A 14529-nucleotide genomic window follows, 5' to 3' on the forward strand; every position below is an offset into this window, starting at 1 on the left:
CGAAACCCTCGGGCATCGCGACGGTGGCGGCCGGCGCGGCGGTGGCCGGCATGGGCACGGTGAGCCCCTCCGAGCCGGGCGGCGGCGGGACGGGCATCGGCACCGTCAGGCCCTCGGAGCCGGGCGGTGCCGCCTCGGCGGACCGCTCCCGCAGGGCGTCCAGGTTCGAGGGCGGGGCGAGCATGGTCGGCGCGTCGCCGGCCGGCCGGTCCGAGACGGGCGGCATGGTCTGCACGGCCGGGGCCGCCGGGGCGGGCTGCGGCACGGCGGACTGCGGCGCGGCGGCGGGCGCGCCCAGCCGGGCGTTCTCGGCGGCGATCGCGGCCGCACCGGCCTCCTGCAGCCACTGCGGCGGGCTGAGCAGGAAGGAGGTCGCCTCGACCGCGCCGGGCACCGGCCGGGCGGCACCGGCCGGGTTGGGCTCCGTCCGGCCGCCGTACGTCTCCTCGAACCGGCGGACCACCTCGTTGACCGGCAGCGGCGGCCACAGGGTGCTCGCCCCGCTGTCCCGGGCGATCACCAGCCGCACCTCGCTGCCGACCGGGGGCTCACCCTCGGTCCCCTCCACCGCCCAGCAGACGAAGCCCAGGTCGAACTCCCGCACCCGTACCTCGCGCTGCCGGGAGCGCGGCACGCCGGCGTTGATCCAGTCCTCGGCGATCTCCTGCGCCTGCGCGTACGTCACCACGCCCGGCTCACCCCTCCGTTGCTCAGTTCACCGGGACGGCCCGGGCGAACCCGCCGTCCACCATCAGCTCCGCGACCGTCTCCAGTTCCGGCGGACTGCCCGCCAGCCGGAGCAGGAACGCGTCGAAGCTCTCCCCGCAGGGCAGCAGCAGCCGCGCCACCCTCTCCTCCGGCGGCTCGGCGCCGCCGCCGTCCCGTGCGTCGTCGTACGGGCAGAACCAGACCGAACCGGTCTGCTCGCCGCGCACCTTGAGCGCCAGCAGACCGCCCTGGACGTAGGCGATGCCCAGGTAGTCCTTGGTGAGGTGGTCGCGCAGGCACTTGTTGGCGTACACCAGGTCGTGCACGCCGTACTCCTCGCTCAGCGTCAGGAACGGCTGGTCGAGGAGGACGCCGTAGTCGGCGTCCAGGGCGACGCCGGCCGGAGCCCGGCCGCCGGCGATCTTGAGGAAACTGCGGTAGGCGCCGGGCAGCGGGTGCCCGAGCCGCTGCTCGGCGCGCTGCACCAGGTCCTCGGGGACGGCCACCGGGTCGCCGCCGTCCATGGCCAGCGGGAAGTGCACCGGCCGGCGCTCCTGGAGCGGGCGGGTGCCGCGGCGGGCGTGGTCGGCGGAGGAACGGGCGAGGCCGCCGTGGTGCCGCAGCAGCGCCTTGACCTCGACGGGGACGAGCTCCATCCGGCGCCAGCCGGGGGCGGCCCGGCCGACCGCGTGGTGCCAGGTCCAGCCGGGCGGGGTGGCGACGGCGGTCTCCAGGTCGGCCCACAGCTCGTGGCCCTGGGTGAACAGCGCGGCGTTGGCGGACACGTAGTCGGTGAGCCGGAGTTCGTCCACGCCGAAGCCCTCCGGCGGGTCGGCGACCTCGGCGGCCGCGGCGGCGTACGGCCCGAAGTCCGGGAAGCCGTACTCGTCCACGCGGACACCGGCCGGGTGCTTCTCGGCCCGGATCGGGTCCGGGAACTGCACCACCTGGCCCGCGTACGCCGAGTTGGGCGCGGCGGCGGCGCCGGGCCGACCTGTCGTCATCAGGGCTCCCCCACTGGCTCTGCACTGTTGCGGGCACCAGCGTAGGGGAAGGGACACCCCTGGAGACCAGGGGCGTCACTCCCGTTGCGGACGGCACCGCGTCAGCGGCGCACCGCCTTCGCCAGCACCTCCGCCACCCGGCTCTGCTGGTCCTCGGTGATCTGCGGGAACAGCGGCAGGGTGAGCAGTTCGGCGGCGGCCCGCTCGGCGACGGGGAAGGCCCCCTCGGCATGGCCGAGTCCGCGGAAGGCGGGCTGCAGGTGGACGGGCACCGGGTAGTGCACGCCGGCGCCGATCCCGGCGGCCTGCAGGTCGGCGAGGACGGCGTCGCGGCCGCGCACCACCCGGACGGCGTACAGGTGCCAGACGTGCTCGTTGCCGGGCAGGGTGCGCGGCAGGGTGATGCCCTCGACGCCGGCGAGCAGCGCGTCGTACCGGGCGGCGGCGGCCCGGCGGGCCTCGTTCCAGGCGGGCAGCCGGCGCAGCTTGGCGCGCAGCACGACGGCCTGCAGGGTGTCCATCCGGGAGTTGAAGCCGAACCGCTCGTGCACGTACTTGCGGCCGGAGCCGTGGTCCCCGATCAGCCGGACGGCGGCGGCGAGCCCCTCGTCGTCGGTGACGACCGCGCCGGCGTCGCCGTAGGCGCCGAGGTTCTTGCCGGGGTAGAAGCTGGTGGCGGCGATCCGGCCCCAGGAGCCGGAGACCCGGCCGTCCTGCCGGGCACCCTGGGACTGCGCGCCGTCCTCGACCACCGGCCGGTCCCCGGCGATGTCCAGCAGCGCGGCCATGGGGGCGAGCTGGCCGTTGAGGTGGACGGGCAGCAGCACCGCGGCTCCGGGCAGTGCGTCGGCGGCGGCCGCCGGGTCGATCAGGAGGTGCTCGGGGTCGACGTCGACGAGGACGGGCCGCAGCCCGGCCCGGACGACGGCCTCCGCGGTGGCGACGAAGGTGTTGGCAGGCAGGACGGCGCCGGCGCCGGGCGGCAGGTCGAGGGCGCGCAGGGCGAGTTCGAGAGCGTCGGTGCCGTTGGCCGTGCCGACCGCGTGCCGCACCCCGGAGAAGGCGGCGTACTCGGCCTCGAACGCGGCCACGTCGGGGCCCTTGATGTAGGCGCCGCTCGCCAGGACGGCGTCGAAGCCCGCGCGCACCTCCTCGGCGACCTCGGCGTGGGCGGCGTGCAGGTCGGCGAGCGGGATGTCGGTCATGGGATTCGCCCCTCGGCGGGTTCGGTGGACAGTGCGGGCACGGGCACGGGTGCGGGTCCGGGTGCGGGTTGTACCGGCGCGGGTGCGGCGGGCGCGGGTTCGACGCGCAGCGGCAGGCTGCCGCCGGAGAGGCAGGCGCCGGTCACGGCGTCCCACCGCCAGTGGTGGCGGGGGCACTCGACGACCCCGTCGGCGATAACGGCGTGGCCAAGGTCCTCGCCCGCGTGGGGGCACCAGCGCTGCAGCCGCAGCCCGTCGCGCTGCACGGTCTCGTCGGAGGCGGCCCGCTCGCGGACCAGCCGGCGGGTCTGGGCGGGCTGGTGGCCGTAGCGCAGCAGGGAGAGCAGGGTGAGGTCGAAGACGTCCGGGTCGCGGTGCAGGGCGAGCCGCATGGAGAGCAGCGCCTCCTCCCAGCCGGCCCGGCCGTCGAGGACGGCGCGCAGGGCGCGCGGCGGGACGCGGATGGTGTACTCCGGGTCGACCGGTTCGTCCTCCAGGTCGACCCGGGCGGCGAGGTCGCCGAGGGTGATCCGCCAGGCCTCGCCGCCGGCCTCCAGGGCGAGCCGGCCGCGGTAGTCGGCGAGCAGCGGGCGGTTGAGCCGCCGGAGCCGGTCGAAGTGCGCGTCGACCTCCTCGGCGGTGGGCGGGGCGGGCTCGCCCCGGTGGTGGGCCTGCCACTCGTCGCGGCGGCGCTCGCGGTAGTCGGCGAGGTAGCCGGCCGGGTCGGTGAGCCATCGGCCGGACGGGGCCGCGGGCGCCTCCCGGCCGTCGGGCCCGGGGAGCGCGTCGACGGTGTCGCCGGGGGCCGTCCGGACGACGGCGACCCCGGGGCAGGCGGCGGCGAAGTCCGCGGCGACGTCCTCCCAGTGCGGGAAGATCGTCCGCTCGCGGTCGTTGAAGCGGTCGAGCTCCGGGTCGAGGAAGCAGGCCGGGCCGGCCGAGGGCAGGTAGCGGCGGGCGCCGGTGAGCCGGACCTTGCGGACCAGGGTGTCCATCAGGTCGGCGCGGACGGCGGCGGTCTTCGCGGCCATCTGCGCGGGCGGGTAGTCGTAGGCGTTGGGGTACCACATGGCGCCGGAGTACTGGGCGGCCAGCAGGTCGACGCCGTCGGGCAGGTCGGACAGCGGCGGGTTGCAGTCGTTGAGGTCCAGGAAGCGCACGTCCCCGAGGTCGAGCAGCAGGCCGCTGTCCTCCTTGTGGCTGGTGTCCAGCAGCATGGTGGCGATGGCGTCCGGCCCGAGCCGGTGGGTCTCCCGGTGGCCGAGCGGGACCTGCCGGGTGAAGCCGAGCGCGGCGAGCCGGCGCTGCAGCGACCGGGTCCGGTAGCGGGGCACCAGGACGGTGGTGTCCCGGGAGAGCCGGTCGAGCAGCCGCTCGTCGAGGTGGTCCTCGTGGGTGTGCGAGACGTAGAGGTAGTCCCAGCGGCCGGCCACCACCTCGGGCAGCAGCGGCCGGTTGTCCGGGTACGGGAACCAGGCGTCCAGGAACGCCGGGTGGAACCAGGGGTCGATCAGCAGCCGCAGGCCGGCGTGCTCGACCGCGAAGCCGGCGTGCCCGAGGTGCCGGATCGAGGTCACCCGACGGCCTCCCGGAGGGCCGCGACCACGCGGTCCTGCTGCTCCTCGGTCAGGGTGTGGAACAGCGGCAGGATCAGCGAGCGGCGGGTGATCAGTTCGGTGGCGGGCAGCGGCACCCGGGCGGTGCCCTTGTACGGGGCCTCCAGGTGGGCGGCCATGATGCCGCGCCGGGCGGAAACGCCGGCGGCGGCGAGCCGGGCGAGCACCTCGGTGCGGTCGGGGGCGCCGTCCGGCAGCAGCAGCCAGCAGGCCTGGTAGTTGCCGGTGCCGTGGGCCGGGTCGGCGACCAGCCGTTCGGCGAGCGGGCCGAGCAGGCCGCGGTAGCGCTCGGCGAGTTCGCGCCGCCGGGCGACCATGGCGGGCAGCTTGCCGAGCTGGACCAGGCCGACGGCGGCCTGGATGTCGGTCATCCGGTGGTTGAAGCCGATCTCGTCGTAGGTCTCGACGACGGCGGCGCCGCCCGCCGCGCTGTGCCGGTCGGCGGCGGAGACGCTCATCCCGTGCTCGCGCAGCCGGCGCAGCCGGGCGGCGAGGTCCGCGTCCTGGCAGGTGACCATGCCGCCCTCGCCGGTGGTGAGCAGCTTGCGGGGGTGGAAGGAGTAGGCGGCGATCGCGGCGGCGGCGCCGACCGGGCGGCCGCGGTGGACGGAGCCGGCGCCGCAGGCGGCGTCCTCGACGACGACGGCGCCGCGCGGTTCAACCAGGGCCCGGATCGCGTCGAGGTCGACCGGCACGCCTCCCTGGTCGACGGCGATCACGGCCCTGGTGCGGTCGGTGAGCACGGCGGCGACCGTGTCGGCGGTGAGGTTGCCCGTGGCCGGGTCGACGTCCGCGAAGACCGGGACGGCGCCGACGTAGGTGACGGCGTTGGCGGTGGCGATGAAGGAGAGCGAGGGCACCACCACCTCGTCGCCGGGCCCGACCCCGGTGCCGATCATGGCGAGGTGCAGGGCGGTGGTGCAGGAGGAGACGGCGACCGCGTGCGGCACGCCGAGGTGCTCGGCGAAGGCCCGCTCGAAGGCGGCGACCCGCGGGCCCTGGGCCACCCACCCGGAGCGGACGGCCTCGGCGGCGGCCTCGGCCTCCTCCTCGCCGAGCCACGGCACCATGACGGGGATGTGGGACACGGGGGCGCTCCCGGAGGCTGGCGGTTCGGCCGGGCCCTGCCGGTCGGTCGTGGTCACTGCGCGCGCCACCAGGCGACGAGCCGGCGCAGTCCGTCGTCGAGGCCGAGGTCCGGCTTCCAACCGAGGTCGCGCTCGGCGGCGGAGATGTCGGCGAGCCGGCGCACCACGCCGCCCGCGGTGCCGCGGGCCGGTCCGTGTTCGACGTCGAGGTCGGTGCGGTCCATCGCGGCGAGCAGGGCGTCGGCCAGACCGCGCAGCGAGACCTCGGTGGCGGAGGCGATGTTGTAGACCCGGTCGGTGACGGGGGCCGCGGCGGCGAGCAGGTTGGCCCGGGCGATGTCCTCGGTGTAGACGAAGTCCATGGTCTGGGTGCCGTCGCCGAAGATCAGCGGTGGCTCGCCGGAGGCGATCCGCTCCATCCAGCGGATGAACACCTCGGTGTACTTGCCGTGGACGTCCATCCGTGGCCCGTACACGTTGAAGTAGCGCAGCGCGACGTAGTCCAGGCCGGTCATGGCGTGGAAGCTGCGCAGCATGCCCTCGTTGAACGCCTTGGCGGCGCCGTAGAAGGTGTCGTTGTTGTAGGGGTGCTGGGTCTCCGGCGTCGGGAAGGTGTCGGCGAGGCCGTAGACGGAGGCGGTGGAGGAGGCGATCAGCTTGCGCACGCCCTGCTCGGCGGCGGCCTCGATGACGTCGAAGGTGCCGTCGACCATGATCTCCAGGGCGAGCCGGGGTTCGGCGGCGCACTGGGTGATCCGGATCGCGGCGAGGTGGAAGAGCAGGTCGGTGTCGTCGCCGAGGAGTTCGCGCAGCAGTGCGCGGTCGCGGATGTCGCCGTCGACGACCCGCAGTTGGCCGGGGGCGGCGAGCTCCTGCGCGCGGGCGAGGTTCTCCGTGCGGCCGCGGACGAAGTTGTCGAGCACGACGACCTCGCGGGCTCCGGCCTCGATCAGCTGGTCGACGACGGTGGAGCCGATGGTGCCGGCGCCTCCGGTGACCAGGCAGCGGGAGCCGGGGACGGGGACTGCGTTCATCGGGCGGCGGCCCTCTCCTGTGCGGTGTTCGACGGTGCGGGGCTCGACGGTGCGGGGCTCGACGGTGCGGGGCTCGGCAGTGCGGTGACGGGGCCGGTGCCGGCGGCCGGCCCGACGGGCACGGTGGCGCCGCCGAGTTCGAGGCTGCGGGAGGCGGCGTGCAGCAGGCGCAGCACGCGCAGGCCGGAGCGGCCGTCGGTGAGCGGGGCCCGGCCCTCGGTGACGGCGGCGGCGAACTCGGCCATCACGTTGCGCAGCGCCTCCTGTTCGACCAGAGCGGGCGCGACCATGTCGCCGACCCGGTACGAGATCATGGCGCGGTGCCGGATGGCATCGGTGAGCTCGTCGGGCGGGGTGAGGTCGACGCCGCGGTCGTGGATCGCCAGCCTGGCCTGCGGGTTGAGGTCGTCCCAGACGAGGGTGCGCCGCGAGCCGCCGATCAGGGTGGTGCGGACCTTGGTCGGCGAGAGCCAGTTGACGTGGCAGTGGGCGAGCGCGCCGTTGCTGAGCCGGACGGTGAGGTACGCCACGCAGGCGCGGCCGGCCCCGATCGGGTCGGCGCCCTGGGCGCTGACGCCGACCGGTTCGACGCCGGGCGGCAGGACGAAGTCGAGGATCGACAGGTCGTGCGGGGCGAGGTCCCACAGCACGTCGACGTCGGGCTGGACGAGGCCGAGGTTGATCCGCACCGAGTCGAAGAACTGGACGTCGCCGATCTCGCCGCCGTGCACCAGTTCGCGGATCCGGCGGACCACCGGCGTGTAGCAGAAGGTGTGGTCGCACATCAGCACGAGACCGCGTTCTTCAGCGAGTTCGCACAATTCGGCGGCCTCGTCGGCGGTGGTGGTGATGGGCTTCTCGACGAGCACGTGGCGGCCGGCCTCCAGGGCGGCGCGCACCAGCTTGTAGTGGGCGGCGGCGGGGGTGGCGACGGCGACGGCCTCGACCCGGTCGTCGGCGAGGACGTCGTCGAAGGAGGTGGTGGTGCGGACGGTGCTGTACTCGCCGAGGACCCGGCGGGAGCGCTCCTCGTCCAGGTCGCACAGCCAGTGGAGCCGCAGGGCGGGCGTCTGCTGTGCGTTGCGGACGAGGTTGGGGCCCCAGTACCCGGCGCCGACCACGGCGAGCCCGATCCGGCGCCCGGGCGCGGACCCGGTCGCACCCGGCGTGGGGACGTGCTCGCCGGGCGCCTCGTGCGCCTCCTGCGCCAGCGCGTGCCCGGGCCCGTGCTGCATCGACATCGACAAGACCCCCCTTGTCCGGTGCCGGAGCGTCACTGCCCCGGAGCACCCCGCGTCCGTGCGGCCGCCCGGACCGGATCACCGCCGTCGGCCCTGCGGCCGACGGCGCCCCACGGTGCTGCCCAGGTGGCCCCGCCGCTGGAACGGTACCGGCCGCCGTACGCCCCCGGGGGCCGAATCCGCAAACCCGCGGCGCGCCGTGACGGCGTTCGCAACGCTCCGTACACCCCGGGTCCGCGGCGCTGCGAAGGGTTTGACAGTCTTGAGGCCCACAATGAGGGAGCGGATCGGCGTCCACCGTCCGTCAGCACCCCAGCCGACCACCGACCGGGCCCGGAGACCCGAGCGGAACGCGATCGAGGAGAACCATGTCAGCGAGCCCGACGGCCGACCCGGAGCCCGGCACCGCCGAGCGGCCCGCGGCCCCGGCCGTGCCGCGGCTGCTGCACCTGCGGGACAGCGTGCTGCCCGCGGTCGCGGCGGCGCTCTCGCTGAAGAACGGCGAGGTCCACACCCTGGCCGGCGACAAGGCCGACCTCGCCCCGCTGCTGCACCCGCTGGTCGGGGACTTCCTCGCCGGCCTGCCGATCGAGCACCGCGAGCGGTTCACCGGCCGCTGCCCGGAGGCGGTGCTGCTCTCCCAGTACCTCACCACGGTGGACGGGGCGCGGTCCAAGCGTGCCTCGCGCAAGCCGCTGAGCCTGCACGACGCCCGCAAGGCGCTGCGGGGCGCGCGGCTGACCACCCTGCGCATCCGCGAGGAGGGCGACCCGGCGCACGGCACGCACGCACCGCCGTGCCGCTCCTGCGCGGCCCTGCTGGACCACTTGAACGTCGCGAGCGTCGCCGTCGGGCCCACCACCCGCTGACGCGCGCCGTCCCTGTCCCCGAACCACGGAGCAGACCCTGAACGCGACCGCCGTACGAACCCAACCGCGCTTCCCGGCCGACGTGGCCGCCGCCCTCAAGCAGGCCGGCTGGCACCCCGGACGCTGGGAGATCCGCCAGGCCGAGGCCTGGGCGGACGTGCTCGCCGTGCACGGCGGGCCCCTGGACACCCCGCACGCCGTCTTCCCCGCCGCCGTCGAGGCCTGGGCCGAGTTCGGCGGGCTGGCCTTCGACCTGGACGGGGCCGGCCGGGCGCTGGCCCGCACCCCCTTCCTGCTCGACCCGCGCTGCGGCCTGCACCAGCCGCGCACCCTGGCCGACCTCGGCCGCGCGCTCGGCACCCGTCTCGCCCCGCTCGGCGAGGAGCGGTACGGCCAGGCGCTCCTCGCGATCGACGAACTCGGACGGGTCTTCAGCCTCGACCACACCGGCGAGTGGTACCTCGGCGCCACGGTCGACCAGGCGCTCGCCACCCTGGTCATGGGACTCACCCCGGAGCGGTTGCGCGCCTGACGCATCCGCACCGCCGTTTTCCCCCGCACCGGCTGACGGATCGTCGGCCGGTGCGCACCACCCGCCCGCCCTTCGTGCGCTGGCGCACCGCTTTCGCCCGAACCGCTCCCGTCCCGCCCGCCCCGGGTCCACACTGTGTGGCAATTCCGAGGAGAAGACCGGGAGGAATCGCGATGAGCGTCCCCACCGCCGCCGCGGCCCGCACCGAAACCCCCGCCCCCACCGCTGCCCCCGGGCGGCAGCCGCTCTTCGACAACGCCAAGTTGGGCGGTCGCGCTGGTGGTGTGCGCCCACACCTGGATGCCGCTGGTCGGCGCCGACCGGACGGTCGCCGCCGCGGTGCTCACCGTCGCGGCCTTCGCGATGCCGGTGTTCGTGACGCTCTGCGGCTGGTTCGCCCGGCCGAGGCCGGGCCGGCCGGCGGTGGACGGCCGCCGCCTGGTGACCGGCGTCGCCGTGCCCTACCTGGTCTTCCAGGTGCTGTACAACCTCGTCGGCATGGCGCTGGAGGGCCGGCTCGCGCCCTTCTCGCTGCTGGAGCCGCGCTGGCTGACCTGGTTCCTGCTCTCGCTGTTCGTCTGGCGGCTGACCGTGCCGCTGTGGACGGCGCTGCGGCATCCGCTGGCCGTGGCCGTGCTGATCGCGGCCGCCTCCGGCGCCGTCCGGGCACTGCCGGAGGAGCTCGCGCTCAGCCGCACCCTCGCCTTCCTGCCGTGGTTCGTGCTCGGCCTGGTGCTGCGACCGCACCACCTCGCGCTGCTGCGGTGTCCGGCCGTCCGCCGCTGGGCACCGGCGGCGCTGGCCACGGTCTTCGCCGCGCTGTGGCTCGCCGCACCCAGGCTGCTGAACCCGGGCTGGGTGTGCCCGGACGGAACCCGCATCCGAAGTGCGCAGTTCCCCGCGCCCCTGGGACGGCGTCTAGGCCAGCCGTTCCGAGGGCACCGCCAGCCGGGACGGCAGCACCGCCTCGACGCGGAAGCCGCCGTCCGCCTCGGGCCCCGCGTCGAAGCTGCCGCCGAGGGCGACGACCCGCTCGCGCATGCCGACCAGCCCGTTGCCGCCGCTCGGCAGGCGGACGGGCTCGGCGCCGCCGGGGCAGTCGTTGACCACGGCCACCCGCACCCCGTTCGGCACATAGGCGAGCAGCACCGCCACCCGAGCTCCGCCGGCGTGCTTGTGCGCGTTGGTGAGCCCCTCCTGGACGAGCCGGTACGCGGTCTGCTCGGCGTCTCCGCGGTAGGGGCGGCGCTCGCCGCTGACGGTCAGCGAGACCAGCATCCCGGCTGCCCGGGACTGCTCGACGAGCCCGGGCACCTCGGTGAGGCCGCCGGTGGTCTCGGCCGCCGCCGCGGCCGGCTCGGCCATCCGCAGCACGCCGAGGATCTCCCGCAGCTCGTCCAGTGCCTGCCGGCCGACCTCGCCCATCAGTTTCGCGCTGGCCTGCGCCTTCTCCGGGTCCTTGGTGATGATCCGCTCAAGTGCCCCGGCGTGCACCACCATCAGGCTGACCCGGTGCGCGACCACGTCGTGCATCTCGCGGGCGATCCGGGTGCGCTCCTCCAGCCGGGCGCGGCGGGCGCGCTCGCTGGCCTGTTCGGCGAGCAGGTCGAGTTCGGCCTCCAGGCCGTGCGCCCGGTCCTTGAGCGACTCGACCAGCCGGCGGCGGGCGCCCACGTACAGGCCGGTCACCACGGGCGGCACCGTGAGGCCGACCGCGACCAGGCCGGCCAGCACGACGAACACCCAGGTCGGCGGCAGTTCCTCGGCCGGCACCTGGGAGGGCGCGAGCACGTACACCAGCGCCATGCCGAAGGTCTCGGCGAGGGCGATCCCGGAGAGCGTCACCACCCGGCGGCGGCGAGAGGGCCACTCCCAGGTCGCGGCCAGCGTGTACAGCGAGACGACCAGCAGCACCATGCCGAACAGGCCGGGCACGAACACCAGCGCGACCAGCACCGGTACGGCCGGCCAGCGCCGCCGCACCACCAGGGTCGCACCGGCCAGTGCCCCCAGCACCGCCGACACCACCGCGGCCGGCGCACCGAGGTGCAGCCGGTCCCCCACCATGCCGTACGCCCCCGCGGCGCACTCCAGTCCGGCCAGTCCGGCCAGTCCCACGTCCAGCAGCGCACTGCGGCGCCGGGGCCACCACCCCAGGGTGTGGACCGGCCCGCCCCCCTCCGGCGACTTGCTCATGGGGGACAGCGTAAGGCCGCCCCTCGGGCCCTCCCCAGCGAGTTCTCCGGCACCCGGCGCGAGCGCCGCCCTGTCCGCCATCCGGCCACCTCTCGGACGCGGCACCCGGTGCCACCTATGCTGTTCGCGACGGACAGCGCGGTCCGCACACATCGCCGTGACCATGGTGATGAGAGCCGTTGCCGAACCCCCCACCACCACAGGGAGACAGCCGTGACCGCTCCGGTCCCCGCCTCGTCGGACACCGCGTCCGCGACCGCCGGCCCCGACGCCGACAACGCCGCCCTGCGCGCGGACATCCGACGACTCGGCGACCTGCTCGGCGAGACGCTGGTCCGGCAGGAGGGCCCCGAGCTGCTCGGCCTGGTGGAGCAGGTCCGCCTGCTCAGCCGCACCGACGGCGAGGCCACCGCCGAGCTGCTCGCCGGGATCGACCTGGAGACCGCCGGCAAGCTGGTCCGCGCCTTCTCCACCTACTTCCACCTCGCCAACGTGACCGAGCAGGTGCACCGCGGCCGCGAGTTCGCCACCCGCCGGGCGCGCGAGGGCTCGCTGCTCGCGCAGACCGCGGACCAGCTCGCCGAGGCCGACCCCAAGCACCTCCAGGACACCCTGGCCCACCTGGCCGTCCGGCCGGTGTTCACCGCGCACCCGACCGAGGCCGCCCGCCGCAGCGTCCTCAACAAGCTGCGCCGGATCGGCGAGCTGCTGGAGCGCATCCACCGCGAGCACCTCGCCTCGGGCCTCTCCGAGGCCGACCCCGTCCGCCACTCCTCGGCCAAGCGCCAGGCCGACCGCCGGCTCGCCGAGGTCATCGACCTGCTGTGGCAGACCGACGAGCTGCGGATCGCCCGCCCGGAGCCGACGGACGAGGCCCGCAACGCCGTCTACTACCTGGACGAGCTGTACCGCGAGGCCGTCCCCGCCGTCCTGGAGGAGCTGCACGAGGAGCTCGCCCGGGTCGGCCTGGCCCTGCCCGACGGGGTGCGGCCGCTGACCTTCGGCACCTGGATCGGCGGCGACCGCGACGGCAACCCCAACGTGACCCCGCAGGTCACCTGGGACGTCCTCAACCTGCAGCACGAGTACGGCATCAAGGACGCCCTCGCCACCATCGACGACCTGCGCAACTCGCTCTCCACCTCGGTCCGGCTGGCCGGGGCGAGCGAGGAGCTGCTCGCCTCGCTGGACGCCGACCTCAAGGCGCTGCCGGAGCTCAGCCCCCGCTACAAGCGGATGAACGCCGAGGAGCCGTACCGCCTCAAGGCCACCTGCGTCCGTCTCAAGCTGGAGAACACCCGCGACCGCCTGGCCGCCGGCACCCCGCACGTCGAGGGCCGCGACTACGTGGGCACCCGCGAGCTGGTCGCCGACCTGCGCCTGATCCAGGACTCGCTGCGCGCGCACCGCGGCGGGCTGATCGCCGACGGCCGGCTCGCCCGCGCCATCCGCACCGTCGAGGCGTTCGGCCTGCAGCTCGCCACCATGGACGTCCGCGAGCACGCCGAGGCCCACCACCACGCGCTCGGCCAGCTCTTCGACCGGCTCGGCGAGGAGGCCTGGCGCTACGCGGACATGCCGCGCGAGTACCGGCAGCGGCTGCTCGCCAAGGAGCTGCGCTCGCGCCGTCCGCTCGCGCCCGTCCCGGCCCCGCTGGACCCGGCCGGCGCCAAGACCCTCGGAGTGTTCAACACGATCCGCGAGGGCTTCGAGCGGTTCGGCGACGAGATCGTCGAGTCGTACATCATCTCGATGTGCCAGGGCGCGGACGACGTGTTCGCCGCCGCGGTGCTGGCCCGTGAGGCCGGCCTGATCGACCTGCACGCCGGCATCGCCAAGATCGGCATCGTGCCGCTGCTGGAGACCACCGACGAGCTGCAGCAGGCCGACCGGATCCTCGACGAGATGCTCTCCGACCCGTCGTACCGCCTGCTGGTGTCGCTGCGCGGCGACATCCAGGAGGTCATGCTCGGCTACTCGGACTCCTCCAAGTTCGGCGGCATCACCACCTCGCAGTGGGAGATCCACCGCGCCCAGCGCCGGCTCCGCGACGTCGCCCACCGCTACGGCATCCGGCTGCGGCTCTTCCACGGCCGCGGCGGCACCGTCGGCCGCGGCGGCGGCCCCTCCCACGAGGCGATCCTCGCCCAGCCGTGGGGCACCCTGGAGGGCGAGATCAAGGTGACCGAGCAGGGCGAGGTCATCTCCGACAAGTACCTGCTGCCGTCGCTGGCCCGGGAGAACCTCGAACTCACCGTCTCCGCGACGCTCGCCGCCTCCGCGCTCCACACCGCACCGCGGCAGGCCCCGGAGGAGCTGGCCCGCTGGGACGCCGCGATGGACCAGGTGTCGGCGGCGGCGCACACCGCCTACCGGGCCCTGGTCGAGCAGGAGGACCTGCCGAAGTACTTCTTCGCGGCCACCCCGGTCGACCAGCTCGCCTCGCTGCACCTGGGCTCCCGCCCGTCCCGCCGCCCCGACTCCGGCGCCGGCCTGGACGGCCTGCGGGCCATCCCGTGGGTGTTCGGCTGGACGCAGTCCCGGCAGATCGTCCCCGGCTGGTACGGCGTCGGCGCGGGCCTCGCCGCCGCCCGCGAGGCCGGCCTCGGCGACGTGCTGGACGAGATGTACGGCCAGTGGCACTTCTTCCGCAACTTCCTGTCCAACGTCGCCATGACGCTGGCCAAGACCGACCTGCGGATCGCCCGCCACTACGTCGAGCAGCTGGTGCCCGCCGACCTGCACCACGTCTTCGACCAGATCACCGCCGAGCACGAGCGGACCCTGCGCGAGGTGCTCCGGCTCACCGGCGAGACGGAACTGCTCGACCACAACCCGGTGCTGAAGCAGACCTTCGCCGTCCGCGACGCCTACCTCGACCCGATCTCGTACCTGCAGGTGGCGCTGCTGCGCCGGCAGCGCGACGAGGCCGCCAAGGGGCTGAGCGAGGACCCGCTGCGGGCCCGCGCCCTGCTGCTGACCGTCAACGGCATCGCCGCCGGCCTGCGCAACACCGGCTGACGCCGGATCGGGCCG

The 14529-nt window shown here is 75.0% G+C and carries 11 protein-coding genes and 1 pseudogene; 3 read left to right on the plus strand and 9 right to left on the minus strand.

All coding sequences use genetic code 11. The features are described 5' to 3' along the window. From KSNIM_RS16150 to KSNIM_RS16180, 7 genes and pseudogenes are all read right to left on the minus strand, one after another. Nucleotides 1-685: pseudogene (locus KSNIM_RS16150) on the minus strand (hypothetical protein); the annotation flags it as partial. A gap of 25 nt (nt 686-710) precedes the next feature. After that, the gene (locus KSNIM_RS16155; RefSeq protein WP_263103913.1) at nt 711-1712 is read right to left on the minus strand and encodes an SMI1/KNR4 family protein; all 1002 of its coding nucleotides are present in this window, start codon (nt 1710-1712) and stop codon (nt 711-713) included. Nucleotides 1713-1813: 101 nt separating this feature from the next. Beyond that, entirely contained in the window at nt 1814-2917 is a 1104-nt protein-coding gene (locus KSNIM_RS16160) for a DegT/DnrJ/EryC1/StrS family aminotransferase (RefSeq protein WP_263103914.1), read from the minus strand. Then, a complete protein-coding gene (locus KSNIM_RS16165; RefSeq protein ID WP_263103915.1) occupies nt 2914-4494 on the minus strand; it encodes an MBL fold metallo-hydrolase in 1581 nt (526 codons plus the stop codon). Before KSNIM_RS16165 ends, KSNIM_RS16160 begins: the two co-directional genes overlap by 4 nt. Further along, a complete protein-coding gene (locus tag KSNIM_RS16170) occupies nt 4491-5621 on the minus strand; it encodes a DegT/DnrJ/EryC1/StrS family aminotransferase (protein ID WP_263103916.1) in 1131 nt (376 codons plus the stop codon). Before KSNIM_RS16170 ends, KSNIM_RS16165 begins: the two co-directional genes overlap by 4 nt. Before the next feature lie 53 nt (nt 5622-5674). Continuing rightward, a complete protein-coding gene (locus KSNIM_RS16175) occupies nt 5675-6655 on the minus strand; it encodes an NAD-dependent epimerase/dehydratase family protein (protein WP_263103917.1) in 981 nt (326 codons plus the stop codon). Further along, nucleotides 6652-7896, minus strand: a complete 1245-nt coding sequence (locus tag KSNIM_RS16180; protein ID WP_263103918.1) for a Gfo/Idh/MocA family protein — start codon at nt 7894-7896, stop codon at nt 6652-6654. The genes KSNIM_RS16175 and KSNIM_RS16180 overlap by 4 nt, the downstream gene beginning before the upstream one ends. 368 nt (nt 7897-8264) lie before the next feature. On the opposite strand from KSNIM_RS16180, the gene KSNIM_RS16185 reads away from it, so the two are divergent. Beyond that, complete coding sequence (locus tag KSNIM_RS16185) at nt 8265-8765, plus strand: YwqJ-related putative deaminase (RefSeq protein ID WP_263103919.1); 501 nt, start codon at nt 8265-8267, stop codon at nt 8763-8765. Nucleotides 8766-8802: 37 nt separating this feature from the next. Next, complete coding sequence (locus KSNIM_RS16190; protein WP_263107985.1) at nt 8803-9297, plus strand: SUKH-3 domain-containing protein; 495 nt, start codon at nt 8803-8805, stop codon at nt 9295-9297. Between the two features lie 461 nt (nt 9298-9758). On the opposite strand, the gene KSNIM_RS16195 is transcribed toward KSNIM_RS16190, so the two are convergent. Beyond that, nucleotides 9759-9995, minus strand: coding sequence for a hypothetical protein (locus KSNIM_RS16195; protein WP_263103920.1), 237 nt, complete (start codon nt 9993-9995; stop codon nt 9759-9761). Between the two features lie 220 nt (nt 9996-10215). Next, nucleotides 10216-11493 carry a sensor histidine kinase gene (locus KSNIM_RS16200; RefSeq protein ID WP_263103921.1) on the minus strand — a complete coding sequence of 426 codons (1278 nt, stop codon included), beginning with the start codon at nt 11491-11493 and terminating at the stop codon, nt 10216-10218. Nucleotides 11494-11778: 285 nt separating this feature from the next. On the opposite strand from KSNIM_RS16200, the gene ppc reads away from it, so the two are divergent. Continuing rightward, nucleotides 11779-14514 carry a phosphoenolpyruvate carboxylase gene (gene ppc / locus KSNIM_RS16205; RefSeq protein ID WP_263107986.1) on the plus strand — a complete coding sequence of 912 codons (2736 nt, stop codon included), beginning with the start codon at nt 11779-11781 and terminating at the stop codon, nt 14512-14514. Nucleotides 14515-14529: the final 15 nt, after the last annotated feature.

Origin of the sequence: Kitasatospora sp. DSM 101779 (genome assembly GCF_025655475.1) — a bacterium.
In the GTDB taxonomy this organism is placed as follows: Bacteria; Actinomycetota; Actinomycetes; order Streptomycetales; family Streptomycetaceae; genus Kitasatospora.